This is a genomic window from Rufibacter immobilis (assembly GCF_003721565.1).
Classification (GTDB): domain Bacteria; phylum Bacteroidota; class Bacteroidia; order Cytophagales; family Hymenobacteraceae; genus Nibribacter; species Nibribacter immobilis.
The window spans coordinates 969,986-984,736 of record NZ_RJJE01000017.1; the positions used below are offsets into that span (position 1 = coordinate 969,986).

General features: G+C 53.0%; 11 protein-coding genes. 8 read left to right on the forward strand and 3 right to left on the reverse strand.

The features are described 5' to 3' along the window. Positions 1-349 precede the first annotated feature (349 nt). Positions 350-787 (reverse strand): GNAT family N-acetyltransferase, encoded by a 438-nt coding sequence (locus EFA69_RS17000; RefSeq protein WP_123134270.1) that lies wholly within the window; start codon positions 785-787, stop codon positions 350-352. A gap of 357 nt (positions 788-1,144) precedes the next feature. On the opposite strand from EFA69_RS17000, the gene EFA69_RS17005 reads away from it, so the two are divergent. The 5 genes from EFA69_RS17005 (at position 1,145) to EFA69_RS17025 (ending at position 7,313) form a co-directional block, all read left to right on the forward strand. Further along, entirely contained in the window at positions 1,145-2,935 is a 1,791-nt protein-coding gene (locus EFA69_RS17005; protein ID WP_123134271.1) for a DUF885 domain-containing protein, read from the forward strand. Positions 2,936-3,294: 359 nt separating this feature from the next. After that, on the forward strand, positions 3,295-4,098 hold the full coding sequence (locus EFA69_RS17010; protein WP_148041398.1) for a hypothetical protein: 804 nt from the start codon (positions 3,295-3,297) through the stop codon (positions 4,096-4,098). Then, entirely contained in the window at positions 4,095-4,460 is a 366-nt protein-coding gene (locus EFA69_RS17015; protein ID WP_123134273.1) for a hypothetical protein, read from the forward strand. The genes EFA69_RS17010 and EFA69_RS17015 overlap by 4 nt, the downstream gene beginning before the upstream one ends. Before the next feature lie 101 nt (positions 4,461-4,561). Next, positions 4,562-6,526, forward strand: coding sequence for an AAA domain-containing protein (locus EFA69_RS17020; protein ID WP_123134274.1), 1,965 nt, complete (start codon positions 4,562-4,564; stop codon positions 6,524-6,526). A gap of 274 nt (positions 6,527-6,800) precedes the next feature. Beyond that, the gene (locus tag EFA69_RS17025; RefSeq protein ID WP_123134275.1) at positions 6,801-7,313 is read left to right on the forward strand and encodes an FKBP-type peptidyl-prolyl cis-trans isomerase; all 513 of its coding nucleotides are present in this window, start codon (positions 6,801-6,803) and stop codon (positions 7,311-7,313) included. A 177-nt stretch (positions 7,314-7,490) separates the two neighbouring features. Here EFA69_RS17025 and EFA69_RS17030 read toward each other — a convergent pair whose 3' ends face one another. Next, entirely contained in the window at positions 7,491-8,972 is a 1,482-nt protein-coding gene (locus EFA69_RS17030) for a serine hydrolase (RefSeq protein ID WP_123134276.1), read from the reverse strand. A 155-nt stretch (positions 8,973-9,127) separates the two neighbouring features. Further along, on the reverse strand, positions 9,128-9,733 hold the full coding sequence (locus EFA69_RS17035) for an acyl carrier protein phosphodiesterase (RefSeq protein ID WP_245964616.1): 606 nt from the start codon (positions 9,731-9,733) through the stop codon (positions 9,128-9,130). Between the two features lie 94 nt (positions 9,734-9,827). On the opposite strand from EFA69_RS17035, the gene EFA69_RS17040 reads away from it, so the two are divergent. The 3 genes from EFA69_RS17040 to leuS all read left to right on the forward strand — a co-directional run bounded on the left by EFA69_RS17040 (position 9,828) and on the right by leuS (position 14,570). Next, on the forward strand, positions 9,828-10,331 hold the full coding sequence (locus tag EFA69_RS17040; protein WP_123134277.1) for a pyridoxamine 5'-phosphate oxidase family protein: 504 nt from the start codon (positions 9,828-9,830) through the stop codon (positions 10,329-10,331). Between the two features lie 144 nt (positions 10,332-10,475). Next, a complete protein-coding gene (locus EFA69_RS17045; RefSeq protein ID WP_245964617.1) occupies positions 10,476-11,174 on the forward strand; it encodes a spheroidene monooxygenase in 699 nt (232 codons plus the stop codon). Positions 11,175-11,798: 624 nt separating this feature from the next. Then, a complete protein-coding gene (leuS, locus tag EFA69_RS17050) occupies positions 11,799-14,570 on the forward strand; it encodes a leucine--tRNA ligase (protein ID WP_123134279.1) in 2,772 nt (923 codons plus the stop codon). The last annotated feature ends 181 nt before the right edge of the window (positions 14,571-14,751 follow it).

A 14,751-nucleotide genomic window follows, 5' to 3' on the forward strand; every position in this document is an offset into this window, starting at 1 on the left:
GAAGATAGGAAAAACCGCTGCTGGTTGGCTTTCTGGAGACGGGAAATTATCAACAGCACTGGAAGAAGCGTGCCACGCTGGGTTTAACGATGCAGGCAGATGTTTCCGTTTTGGGTCCGTTTTAGGAAAAAGAGCCCCTAAACGGAAAAAGCATGGCAGGGGCCACCTCTCCTTGCGGTTGCCTTAACAGAGGAGAACACAAAGGGCAACCCCAAGGGATTGCCCCAACTTTAAATACCGTTAAAAAGGAAAACTACACAGCCGCCCCGCCCTCGCCAAAGGCGACCGAGTAAAACGGTGTTTTCTAATTCCTAATTCCTAATTCTTAATTCCCAATTCTTAATTCTTCCTACTCTTCTGGCTCCACGTGTTGCCGTTCCTGTTTCTCGCTGAGGGGCCAGATAAAGGAGCTGGACTGTTTTTTCCAGCCGATGGCGCGGTAGAAATCATCTTTGCCCGGAGCCGCGGTGAGCGTGATGAAATGGTAGTCGTCGGCTTCCAGTTTCTCGCGCAGGGTTTCCACAATGAAAGAACCAACCCCCTCACCCTGAAAATCGGGGTCCACCACAATATCGGCCAGCATGGCGTAATACCTGCCGTCGTCCACCGTGCGGCCAAAGGCCACCACCTCGTCGTCATCGTTGTAAATGAAAATAGAATAAGCGCTTTTCTCAAAGGAAGCTTTAATGTCCTCGGGCTCCCGCACTGACCACCCCACCTTCCCAAAAATATCGTCCATCTTCTTCCAGTCTATGGTAGTTAAGTCGGGGTTGAGTCTATGTTTCATGGTTTTGTTTGGTTAGAGGTAGCGTACAAAACGAGCCGTACCGAGGGCGCGCCAGGGGCATTCAAACTTTCTTTGCCAGAAGGAAATCAGAAGCTGGTAGAGGCAGCTTCCGGCACCCCTTCAATGACATTTCTGGTACGGTCTTCCAAAAAAAGAGGTTATTGCGTGCAGCCCGCGGCAATGGCATGGGGTACAGGCAAGTGCCTACACCGGCTCCCAGGCGGGTTTTGCGGCGTGGCAACCCAGAAAAAGCAGTATTTAAACCGTAAACCGATGGTTTCCCTTCCCGTTTTAGAGAAGGCTACAGATGTTCCGTTTTCTGGATATCTTCATGCCTTCACACTGTAGGTAAATTCTATGAAGAAAATTTTGATGATGGCGCTTCTGGTCGGTACCATGCTGTCCTGCCAGAAGAAAGCCGATTCTGGCGCGGCGGCCAACGTGGCGGCCAATGCCCAGCTCAACACCATGTTTGAGAACTACTGGGACCAGTTCTTACGCTATTTCCCGCTGGAGGCCACCGCCCAGGGCGACAACCGCTACAACCACCTGCTGCCCAACGACAACACCAAATCTTTCCGCGACAGCCTCCAGACTTTCTACCAGCAGCACCTGGACAAACTGCGCCAGTATGACCGCGCCAGCCTCAACGCCAACGACCAGATCAGCTATGACATCTTTGAGTATGAGCTGGAAACCCGGCTGGAGGGCCTTAAGCTGAACACCTGGATGATGCCGTTCCAGCAGTTCTGGGGCTTGCCATTAACCATGGGCCAACTGGGGTCCGGCACCGGAAACCAACCCTTCAAGACCACCAAAGACTATGACAACTGGCTGGGCCGCGTGAAAGGCTTCACCGTTTGGGCCGACAGCGCCATTGCCAATTTCCGGCAGGGCATGGCCGCGGGCGTGGTATTGCCCAAACCGCTGGTGATTAAGATGATTCCGCAGTTGCAGAGCATGGTGGTCACAGACCCTACCAAGAGCCTCTTCTACGGCCCGGTACAGAACTTCCCCGCCGAGGTGCCCGCCCCCGACCGTGCGCGCCTGACGCAGGCGTACCGGGAGGCCATCATGACCCAGTTGGTGCCTACCTACCAGAAACTGGCAACGTTCCTGCAACAGGAGTACCTGCCCAAAGCCCGCACCAGCACCGGCATCAAAGATATTCCCGGCGGGGCCGATATTTACAAGTACCTCGTGAAGAACTGGACCACCACCGACCAGACCGCGAACGAGATTTACAAAACTGGCCAGCAGGAAGTAAAGCGCATCAACGGCGAAATGCTGAAAGTGAAAGACCAGGTAGACTTCAAAGGCAATCTGGCCGAGTTCTTCACCTACCTCCGCAGTGACCCCAAATTCACGCCGTACAAAACGCCGGAAGAAGTGCTCAACGCCTTCAGGGCTATTCAAGCCAAGATAGAGCCTAATCTGAATAAGATGTTTGGGAACAGACCCAAAACCCCGTTTGAGATCAGGCAAACCGAAGCCTACCGGGCCGCCTCCGCCTCCGCCGAATATAACCCTGGCTCACCAGACGGTTCCCGCCCCGGTATCTTCTATGTGCCCATCTTAGATGCCAGCACGTTCAACACCACCTCCGGCATGGAGTCGCTGTTCTTGCATGAAGCTATTCCCGGGCACCACTACCAGGTCTCGCTGCAACAGGAAAACCAGAACCTGCCCAAGTTCCGCCGCTTCAGCTGGTACGGTGCCTACGGCGAAGGCTGGGCCCTCTACACCGAATCTTTGGGCAAGGAGCTGGGCCTCTACACCGACCCTTACCAGTACATGGGCGCCCTGGGCGATGAGATGCACCGGGCCGTGCGGCTGGTGGTAGACGTGGGCATGCACACCAAAGACATGACCCGCGAGCAGGCCATTGAGTACATGATGTCTAACATGGCTATTTCTGAAGAAGGCGCCACTGCCGAGATTGAGCGCTACATGGCCATTCCCAGTCAGGCCCTCTCCTACAAGATTGGCCAGCTCAAAATAAGAGAGCTGCGCGAAAAGTATGAGAAAGACCTGGGCGATCAGTTCAAACTGGCCGCATTCCATGATGAGTACCTGAAGGACGGAAACATGCCCCTCCGAATTGTGGAGCGTAAAATGGAAACCTGGGCGCAGCAGCAAAAGAAATAACGCTGTTTTCCAAAGGCAGATAAAAAAGGCTTGTCGCTCCCTGGGCGGCGGGCCTTTTCTTTTTTAGGCCAACGGGCAGTAGGAATTCTTGCGGCAGCCATTCCCGTTTAGGGGCTCTTTTTCCAAAAACAGGCGCTAAACAGCGGCATACTTTTTTTAAGTAACCACTAAGTACGTTGGCAGCTGCTTCATTTTCGCGGGCATCTAGTTACCTCTACGCCTGGGCATTTATGGCAAAAAGGGCAAGGGCTGCGGCAATCTGTGCTTTTTGGCTTATTTTTACCTCAGCAAAAGAAATACAGGAGGTGTGGCCCGTTCTGGCTTCCTTTTTGAAGGTGTTTAGTTGAGAGATAAGAATTATGAAAAGAGTATTTCCTACCCTAATGGCATGTGGTCTGTTGTTTTCCGGTATGGCCACCCAGGCCCAAACCCTGGCCACACCAGCCGCCAAGGAGCAATCTTCTGCCACCGCCAAACCACAGGACGCTAAATTGGGAGCCAAGATAAACGCCCTCATTAAAAAGCAAGCCCCGGCACCCGCCACGGCGCAGGCCAAACCCGCCACTCCCGCGACACCGGCTGCCGCCGCCGCAAGTTCCTCAGAAGACACGGCTGCCCCTAAAACGGCCCCTATCACGGCCAAGGAGTCCAGGGTAGACCAACTGATTACCGAGCGCGAGCAACTGGTGCTCAAATACGATTACCTCAAAACGCAGAGCAACAACTTCTGGGGCAAAGCCTCTAAAGAAGACATGCGCGCCGTGATTGAGGCCCTCAAAGAAGTGCTCCAGAAAGACGAGCAGATCATCCATGCCGTAGAGCAGGCCAACCTGGAAACCCGTAGAAACGTGGCTAAACGCGCAGCCGAGCTGGAAGCCGAAGCCAGAAAACTGAACACCCAGGTACTGGGCGACAAACGGGTAGTCACAGACAATATCTACGACCTTAAAAGCTCCCTTACCAACGCCCAAAACCTGATTAAACGCAGAGACCGCGAGATCAAAGACCTGGAGGAACAACTGCAAAGCTCCAAAGACGCTAAATTTGAGCATGATGCCATTGCCGCTTTCTTTGCCATGCTGGCGCTGGTATTGGTAGGGTATATTGTAAGGCTTAGAAACAAACTCACCGGTCTGCGGCAGGAAAAACACGTGAAAGCGTGAGTGAGCGCCTGGTTCCTGCGGCCAAATACCTCACCTATACAGAGGCCATCGGTTTGTACAACGCGCTTGAGCAAGTGGGCGTGGTGGCTCTGGTGAAATCCTGCGGCCCGCCCAGCCTGCCCTTCGGGGATGGACTGTATTACCAGCTTCAGCTTCAGGAGAAAGACCTAATTACCGCTCAACCGGTCCTGGACGAGTTCACCCAGCAACAGGCTAACATAAGCCAGGAGACTAAAACCTGCCCCAACTGCGGCTCCTTACAGGTATGGCCCCAACGGAATTTATCCTGGTGGAAAAAGGTTCTCTATGCTGGCACCACCGTGTACCAATGCACCGGTTGCAGCCATTCATTTTTTGCTTAAAGACGCTCGTAGCAAGTAGCGAGTAGCACGTATCATGACCAGGTAACTGGTTTCACTTAAATCGTGATACCTGATACGCGCTACGTGATACCATATTTAGAATGGACAAAATCTTAAACGAACTATTAGACGTGCGGGCCCTGCTTAAACTGGAGCAGGAGGAAGACCGCAGGCAATACCAACTCAAAAACGCCCAAACCAGCATCACAGAACGAAAACGCCTGGGTATCTGCTGGTATCCGGTGAATGTGATCAAACAGGAAGTAGGCTTTGGAAACAAGATGGTGGTGGAACTGGAGCGCATCTCCGGCCGCGACCAGCTGCACATGTTCCAGGCGGGCTCCTCGGCGGCCCTGTTCACCAACGGAGAAGGCGGTACCCTCAATGGGGTGGTACTGGAAGTGAAGCGCAACAAGCTGAGGCTGGCCACCACCAAAGAAGACCTCCCCGACTGGCTGGAAGGCGGAGCCCGCTTAGGAGTGGAACTCACCTTTGATGAAGTAAGCTACCGCGAGATGGAGATTGCGCTCATGAAAGTAATGGAGGCCGAGAAAAGCCGTCTGGCCCAGCTGCGCGATATTTTATTAGGCGTTGAGCCTGCCATCTTCCGCCGTGAGCGCCCTTTCACGCCCATTGCTGCCCTCAATGATTCCCAGAATGATGCCGTACGCAACATAGTGCAGGCCAAAGACGTGGCCATCATCCATGGTCCGCCGGGCACCGGTAAAACCACTACCTTGGTGCAGGCCATTTTGCAGACCTTACAGACCGGTGAGCAGAAACTATTGGTGACGGCGCCCAGCAACACGGCCGTGGATCTGCTCACGGAGAAACTGGCTGAGCAGGGCGTGAACGTAATCCGCATCGGGAATCCGTCCCGGGTATCTGAAGTACTGCTGGAACATACCCTGGATGCCCAGATCATGCACCACCGCGAGTACCGGCAACTGAAGAAACTCCGGAAGTCTGCCCAGGAATACAAAGCCATGGCCAGTCAGTACAAGCGCAGTTTCGGTCCGCAGGAACGGGCGCAGCGTCAGTTCATGAAAGAGGAAAGCAAACGCGTTTTGGCTCAGGCCGATGACGTGGAAGAATACATCACCGAAGATCTCTTGGACCGCGTTCAGGTGATTACCTGTACCTTAGTGGGCTCAGCCAACCGCACCATCCGGCACCTGCAGTATGACACGGTATTCATAGATGAGGCTGCCCAGGCCCTGGAGCCCGCCTGCTGGATTCCCATTACCCGCGCCAACCGCGTAGTCTTAGCCGGCGACCATCACCAGTTGCCCCCTACCGTGAAATCTATGGCGGCAGAACGCGGCGGTCTGGCAAGAACCCTGTTTGAGAAGTGCATTGAGCGCCAACCGGAGACGGCCGTCATGCTCACTACCCAATACCGCATGCACGAGCACATCATGGGTTTCTCCAACCAACAGTTCTACCGCGGCGAGCTGCAGGCCCACGAGAGTGTGCGCACGGCTACCCTTTCTGAGGTACATCCTGTTTTTGAGACCGGTCTCATTGTGGAATTCATTGACACCGCCGGCTGCGGTTTCAACGACCAAACCATTGGCGAAGGCAGCAGCACCGCCAACCCAGAGGAAGCTGATGTGCTCCTGAAACACCTGCTCAACCTGCTCACGCCGTATGAACCGGCTGAGGCGTCTGAGGCCCAAACGGAACCGCGTCTGCGCATCGGTATCATCTCACCCTACCGGGCACAGATCAACTACCTCACCGACCAGGTGGAGCATGAACCTAAACTGGCTCAGCTACTAAGCAGAAGGCAGTTGAGTGTGGGTACGGTAGATTCCTTTCAGGGGCAGGAACGGGACATTATGTACATCAGTATGGTGCGCAGCAACCCAGAGGGGGAAATAGGCTTCCTCGCCGACATCCGGAGGATGAACGTAGCCATGACCCGGGCAAAGAAAAAGATGGTCATAGTAGGCGACAGCGCCACCCTGGGCCAGCATCCGTTCTACCAGCAGTTCATGAACTACGCTGAGAGCATTGGCGCTTACCGCAGTGCCTGGGAGCTGCTCTCCACTGACCCGGAATAAATCCTTTCCCATAAATTCACCGTTAGAGGCACTGTAGACTATAAAAACGCTACAGTGCCTCTGCTCTTTCAGCGGGGATCCTTTATGTAACACAACTGGAGACAGCACAGCTTTTATAGAACTACTTAAAAAGCAGAGCTACCGGAAAGCCTATAGAAGCAGATTAAAATTCTTTTCTCATACAGAACGAATTACAAAACCAAGTATAGAAAAACACGAATAGTTACCATTCATTTTTTATCTTTATAACAAGATCACCAAAACCTGTCACCAAATGAAAATAGAAGAGAACAAAGTGGTGTCGCTCACCTACGAGCTGCGCGTAACAGACGAAGAAGGCGAAGACACCCTGGTGGAGACCGCCGACGAAGAAAACCCAATGGTCTTTTTGTTTGGTGTAAGCGGCCTGCCTGAGAAATTTGAGCAGGAACTGGAAGGGAAAGCAGCGGGCGATTCTTTCAAATTCACCGTGTCTTCTGAAGACGGCTACGGCGATTTAGACGAGTCTGCCGTTGTACCGGTGCCTAAAAACGTGTTTGAGGTTGATGGCAAAATTGACGAGGAAATGGTGCAGGTAGGCAACTACATCCCCATGTCTGACAACGAAGGCAACCACATGCAGGGCCGTATTGTGAGCGTGGAATCTGACCACGTACTCATGGACTTCAACCACCCGCTGGCAGGCATGGACATGCACTTTGAAGGCAAAGTGATTGACGTGCGCGAGGCCACTCAGGAGGAAATTGCCCATGGTCACGTTCACGGCGCTGGCGGACACCACCATTAAAAGAAAGCTCTGAGTCTTGATAAGGCTCAGTTTGAATAACAGAAGAAGGCCAACCTGCATAAGGTTGGCCTTCTTCCGTTTCGGGGCCGTTTATAGAAAAACGGCCCCGAAACGGAAAGTTGTAGGAAAAATCCCATGTGGTTGTCCTTTACTTTTGCTCCCTTAAAGGCAATAGTTCTATTTCGCCTGTAGTATTTCTAATTGTCTTTTGGCACCCGCATTGTTGGGGGAAAGCGCTAGTGCCTGTTTGTAGTTCTTGATGGCTAATTCTTTTTCTCCGTTGCTCATCAAGGCTTCGGCGTAGCTGTCAAAGGTATTCCCGCTGTTGGGGTACAGGATGGTATTGAGTTTAAAAGCGGCCAGTGCCTTCTCTAAGGAACCTTGTTTCCAGAGAAGATACCCCCAATCATTTAAGTCATTTTCTGGGATAGTAAACGAAGGGTTTTTCTTCTTCTGGTCTCTGACCGTCTGCTCCAGCCCTTTAAAGCCTTTCTGTTTGAATGCTTGGTGCAGCACCCGTATTTCTGGTGGCAAACCGAACCCAGTGGCAGGTTTCATGGAGGGAACATAGAAACCCGCCAGTTCATCTATGAAGGTTTCTGGGGCACAGCCAATCCTGTTGGTGAGAACCACAATGGTTAAGTCATCTTCGGGATAAATAAAGAAAGCTGAACGTCCGCCCCCAACGCCGCCAACCGCCCGATGCTCTGCCCGGTTCATGGTGGGCCAGCCCATGGCATACCCATTCAGTAGCCTGGTGAAACCACTGAAGGTGCCATTGTTCAAAGGAACAGGAGACCAAAGGGTGGAGACGCTGTTTTTCTCTTTCAGCAGTTGCCCCTTCTGAAGCGCAATGGCCCACTGCGCCAGTTCCTCAGCGGTACCGTACATGCCCGCCGCCGTTCTGCTTGGCGCTGGAAACGCTTCGGCTACGTTACTGTACTTCCTGTTTCTGTAGCTGTATGATTTGGCCATGTTGGGAACCACATCATAGAAATCCCCGAACCCACTTTGCGGCATGCCTACTGCTGCCAATTGGTTTTCTTTGATAAAGTCCTGGAAAGGTTTGCCTGTTAACTTCTCCAGCACTAGCCCCAGCAAGACAAAACCTGTTTGGTTATAACTGAACTTTTCGCCTGCCTTAAACTCCAAAGGCTTGCCCAGCACACTTTTCCATTGGTCATCCCCCACCTTTTGGAACAGCCAATCGCCCGTGGCAGGATCAATCACATCTGGCAGGCCTGAGGTGTTGGAGACCATTTGTCTAATGGTCACGCCGCGCCAGGTCTCTGGAAGATTATCTAAATAAGTAGAAACTGGAGCGTTCATATCCAGCTTCCCTTGTTCTATCAGTTGCATGAGAGCTACCCCTGTAAAGACCTTGGTAATGGAATTGAAGGTGAAGACTGTTTTAGAAGTCACTGGCGTGGCAAATTCCAGATTAGACACGCCGTAGGCCCCTGACTTGATGATTTTTCCCTGACGAACTACCGCCACCTGAAGACCCGGAATAGCGCGTTCTTTCATAGTCTTCTGCAGAAACAGATCCACACTATCTGTTTGGGCAAACGCGCTTTGGTAGTAGAAGAGCATCATGATCATTGCGAAAGCTAAACCTAGTGGGCGCAATGCAGGTGAAAGTTTTTGTTGTGGTTCCATCTTATAGCTCGACCAGGGGTTACAAAGCGTTTACTACTTTGGCCTGGTCTCTACACAGCAGATGCAACAAGAGCAAAAACAGTTGCTTCAAAGAACAAAAATGAAATAGGAACCTTAAAGGAACTCCATTTCAGGGTATTTCAAGTTTAGAAATATTATAGAAGCTGAACCTGCTGGGCAACGTATTGCTGCAATTCCGGGAAGAACCTACTGAACTCTTCTTTGTATGATTCATAATTCTCCAGTAACTCCTCTCCTGCCGTCTCCATGCCAGAAGCAAAAGTCGCCCTTCGGCTGAGGCCGCGAAGGGCTTGCGTGATGCCTTCCACCTGCGCGTATGACACTAACCAATTGTGCTGTACCATGTAGGGCAGAAAACGCTGTACGCGTGCTGGCAGAAGCGCATAATTTGCTTGCACATGGGCGTAGGCTTCTGTCGCGAAGGTTTCCAAAGGTTGGGAGCAGTACCGTGAGAAATCAGCGGCCAGGAAATGGTCATAATAGATATCGGTGATCACGCTGGCGTACTTGCGGTACTTCGGCCGAAGGCGTTCTTTTGATTCATGCACCACGGCGTGGGTGTCGGTGAAGCGGTCTATGAGGTGGTGCAGACGAATACCCTGTTGTACCCGCGCAGGATACTGCTGGAGCTGGTTGGCCCGCACGCCATCGGCAATGAAGTTGCCCAGTTGCAGCGCCGGGTCGTTGTCAGACAGGAAAAGGTGGGCCAGGTAGTTCAACAGGAAAGTCTTGAAAACCAAAGGTACGTTTTCTGGTTAAAGAAGTAGGCACCTGCGCAACAGGAACCCTTGCCGCAGTTGTTCGTATTCTTTCACAAAGTACAAGACCTAAACTATGGAAAACGCACAAAACCAAAACCGGGGCGATGTGAAGGCCCTGATAGAGAAAATCAACGATATCAATACCGCCATGCTCAGCACCGTGGAACCAGACGGAACTATCCGCTCGCGTCCCATGCGCCATCTGAAAGTGGATGAGAGCGGCGCCATCTATTTCTTCACCGGCCACAATTCCGGCAAAGCCGATGAAATCAAGAACGAAAGCCATGTGAACCTGAGCTACGCCAAACCCGGCGACCAACTGTACGTGTCAGTATCCGGCACAGCCAGCGTGTACCGCGACCAGCAGCAGATTGACGACCTCTGGAACCCGTTCATGAAAGCCTGGTTCCCCGAAGGAAAGGAAGACCCGAACATCGCTATCCTGAAAGTGACCATCGACCAAGCCGAGTATTGGGATTCGCCGAGCAGCGCGGTGGTACATTTATACGGCGTGGTGAAAGCCGCCATTACCGGTGAGCCGCCCCACCCCGGCGAAAACAAAAAGATCAATCTGTAGTTATACAGGAGAAAGGGAGTTCACACTCCCTTTTTTCTTGCCCTTACCTCGGCACAATTTGTTTCATGCTGTTTAGGGGCTATTTTTATGAAATAAGGCCCAAAACAGAAACTACAATTCACATTGGCTACTCCCCTTTCCCCTGTGCATACCACGCTTACCTTGTTCGGAATCAAACCTGGTCACTGGCGCTGGGGCTTGGCGCAGATGGGTACCTCGCAGCGGCCGTTGCAGAAGGTAAAAGGCTTGAACTTCTTCAAACTGTTGGGCAGTGGCCAGGGCCGAGGGTTCAGCCTCAAACCCAACTGGTACCGCTACGGCCTCATGGCCACCTGGTCCTCCCCCGCCGCCGCCGAAGATTTTTTCAAAGGCCACCCGCTTTTAGAGGAATACCGCCAGCACACCTTTGAGCAGTACCACCTTGACTTGCAACCGTTGCAGGCGCACGGCCTCTGGAGCGGCCAAAATCCGTTCACATCAGAAACCCTTCCGGCTCCCGCCGATAAACCCATTGCCGTACTCACCCGCGCCTCCATCAGACTCACCAAAGCCTTGGATTTCTGGAAACACGTGCCCCAAGCCAGCGCCAGCCTGGATCATGCGAACGGTTTATTAGCATCCATTGGCTTAGGCGAAGCTCCTTTTTTGAGGCAAGCCACCTTCAGCCTCTGGAAAGACGAAGCCAGCATGAAGGAATACGCCTATCGCATGGCCGCCCACCGCGAAGTCATCAAAAACACCCGCACCCGCGGCTGGTACTCTGAGGAGTTGTTCGCCCGGTTCACCCCGCTGCACAGTGAAGGCACCTGGAATAGCGTGGATCCTTTGCAGGGGCTGGTGTAATTGGCGCAGACGCTCGCAGGTCCTCCGGACGCTACGAGGTCTTTGGGAGTCCTGAGTTCTGAGTCTTGAGTCCAGAGTTTATAAAGTAAGCTGAGGTAAGCTGGCGCGAGACTAAAGTCTCGTGACAAAGGATGATGCGAGTCTCCAGACTCGCCGGGAACCAAGAGCTGTTTTTACACACAGGAGTCTGGAGACTCCACCCACCGCAAGGCACGAGTCTGGAGACTTGCGCCAGTATCTGGGAAAATGAAATTCCGTTTCTGGCCTCTTTCCTTCAAAACAGCCCGAAAACGGAAAAACAGAATTCCGTCTCAGGTGAGGGCGAACGTTTACACAGAAGAACACGCATACCAAATAATTCCCCTCCTCGGAGGGGCAGGGGTGGGTTCTACCCGTTTACCACCGTAATACCGCCCACTCAAAAGACCTCGTAGCGTGCGCAGCACCTGCGAGCGTCTGCGCCAATGCGTTTAGAGCTTCTTTTTCTGAAATCAGGCCAAAAACAGCCACAGAAACCACGCTCCTGTACGCGGTGAGACTCCTCCTTTTTGCAGAATTTCCCTTACTTTTGCCTTCGGCCTAGTTCGGCCCCTTGAAAAGCACATTCCAACTGAAACCATACCCATGTCAGAGTACGACTACCGATCCATTGAGCAGAAGTGGCAGCGCTTCTGGAGTGAGAACAAGACGTTCAAGACCGAGATTGACCCTAGCAAACCCAAGTTCTATTCGCTGGACATGTTCCCGTATCCGAGCGGGGCGGGTCTGCACGTGGGGCACCCGCTGGGCTACATCGCCTCTGACATTGTGAGCCGGTACAAGCGCCTCAAAGGTTTCAACGTGCTGCACCCCATGGGCTTTGACTCCTTCGGCTTGCCGGCCGAGCAATATGCTATTCAGACCGGGCAGCACCCGGCCGTGACCACCAAGCAGAACATTGAGCGCTACATTGAACAGCTGAACAACCTGGGCTTCTCCTTCGACTGGGACCGCGAGGTACGCACCTCAGACCCCAGCTACTACAAATGGACCCAGTGGATTTTCATGCAGCTCTTCAACAGCTGGTACAACTACAATACAGAAAAAGCCGAGCCTATTGACACGCTGGTGGCCGAGTTCACCATGCGTGGCAACACGCACGTGAATGCCGCCTGCGACGAGGACACGCCGCACGTGACCGCCGATGCCTGGGCCCGCCTTTCTGAGAAAGAGCAGCAAGACCTGTTGCTGAAATACCGCCTTACCTTCCTGTCGGAAGCTGTGGTGAACTGGTGTCCGCAATTAGGAACCGTTCTGGCGAATGACGAGGTAAAAGATGGCGTATCGGAGCGCGGTGGTTATCCGGTGGAGCGTAAACTTATGAAGCAGTGGATGATGCGCATCACGGCCTACGCCGAAAGACTGTTGCAGGGCCTTGACACCATTGACTGGCCTGAGCCGGTGAAGGAGATGCAGCGCAACTGGATCGGGAAATCTGTGGGTGCGGAGCTTCGGTTCCAACTGGATGGCCACGAGCACAAGCACATCACCGTGTTTACCACCCGCATTGACACCATCTTCGGGGTGAGTTTTGTGGTGCTGGCGCCCGAGCATGAATATGTAACCGAGATTACCACCCCAGAGCAGCGTGCCGAGGTGGAGGAATACGTGACCTGGGCCAAGAACCGCTCGGAGCGCGACCGCATGTCTGATGTGAAAACCGTGACCGGAACCTTCACCGGCGCCTACGCCATTAATCCTATCTCCGGCGAAAAAGTACCCGTTTGGATCGCCGATTACGTGTTGGCAGGCTACGGAACCGGGGCCGTGATGGCCGTACCGGGCCACGACACCCGTGACTACGCCTTCGCGAAGAAGTTCAACCTGCCCATTCCTGAGGTAGTTGCTGGTGGGGATTTGACCAAAGAAGCGTATGCGGGCAAAGAAGGCAAGATCATTAACTCAGGTTTCCTGAACGGTCTGGACGTGAAAGAAGCGATCAAAGCCGGTATTCAGCACGCCGAGGAGTTGGGCGTGGGTAAAGCCCGCATCAACTATAGAATGCGTGATGCCGTGTTCGGTCGCCAAAGATATTGGGGTGAGCCGGTACCGGTGTATTACAAAGACGGAATTCCGGCCTTGCTGGAGGAAAGCGAGCTGCCGCTGGTACTGCCGGAGGTGGATGCTTATCTGCCAACTGAGACCGGTGAGCCGCCGCTGGGCCGCGCGCAGGACTGGAAATACCGCGGCGAATTTGAGTACGAACTGAGCACCATGCCGGGTTGGGCGGGTTCCAGCTGGTATTGGTACCGCTACATGGACCCGCAGAACGACAGCGCCTTCGCCAGCAAGGAAGCCATTGATTATTGGCAGAACGTGGACTTATATATTGGTGGTTCTGAGCACGCCACGGGTCACCTCCTCTACTCCCGCTTCTGGAACAAGTTCCTGTTTGACCTCGGGCTGGTGAACCAGGACGAGCCGTTCAAGAAGCTCATTAACCAAGGCATGATCCAAGGTCGGTCGAACTTTGTGTACCGTGTCAAAGACTCCAACACGTTTGTTTCATTTGGGCTGAAAGACCAGTACGAAACCACCGCGCTGCACGTAGATGTGAACATCGTAGAGAATGATGTACTGGACACAGAGCAGTTCAAGGCCTGGCGACCTGACTTCGCGAATGCGGAATTCATCTTGGAAGACGGCAAATACCACGTGGGCGTGGAAGTGGAGAAAATGTCCAAGTCCAAGCACAACGTGGTGAACCCGGACAAACTAGTGGAGGAATACGGTGCCGACACCCTCCGCATGTACGAGATGTTCCTGGGGCCATTGGAGCAGTTCAAGCCATGGAACACCAACGGCATGGACGGCGTGTACAAGTTCCTGCGCCGCTTCTGGAAACTGTTCTTTGACGAGCAAGGCAACTGGGCTGTGACCGAAGAGCAACCCACGCCGGCCGAGCTGAAGTCATTGCACAAAACTATCAAGAAAGTGGAGGAAGACATTGAGCGCTTCTCCTTCGGGACCAGCGTGAGCCAGTTTATGATTTGCGTGAATGAGTTGTCTTCCTTGAAAACGAAGAAGCGCGCCATTCTGGAGCCGTTGACCGTAGTGCTGGCCTCCTACGCCCCGCACATCACTGAGGAACTCTGGAGCCGCTTGGGTCATACGGAGAGCATCACCTACGCCGCTTACCCAGCCTGGAAAGAGGAATTCCTCACCGAGAGTACTTTTGACTATCCTATCTCCGTGAACGGGAAAGTGAAAAGCAAAATGACCTTTGACCTGAAAGCCTCTAAAGAGGAAGTAGAAACCGCCGTGCTGGCCTCTGAGCAGGTGCAGAAACTTTTGGAAGGCAAACCAGTGAAGAAGGTGATTGTGGTGCCGGGCAAGATTGTGAACGTAGTGATTTAGTTTCCGTTTAGCGCCTGTTTTTCTGAAAACAAGCCGAAAACAGGAAATAAGCAGAAGGCCGCTGAAATTCAGCGGCCTTCTGCTTTTATGTCCAATTTTATGTCCAATGTTGTTATGCTACTCTCTACCCCCTTTCTTGTCATCCTGAAAGGATCTTGTGAGCGAACTAGAAAAGCATTGA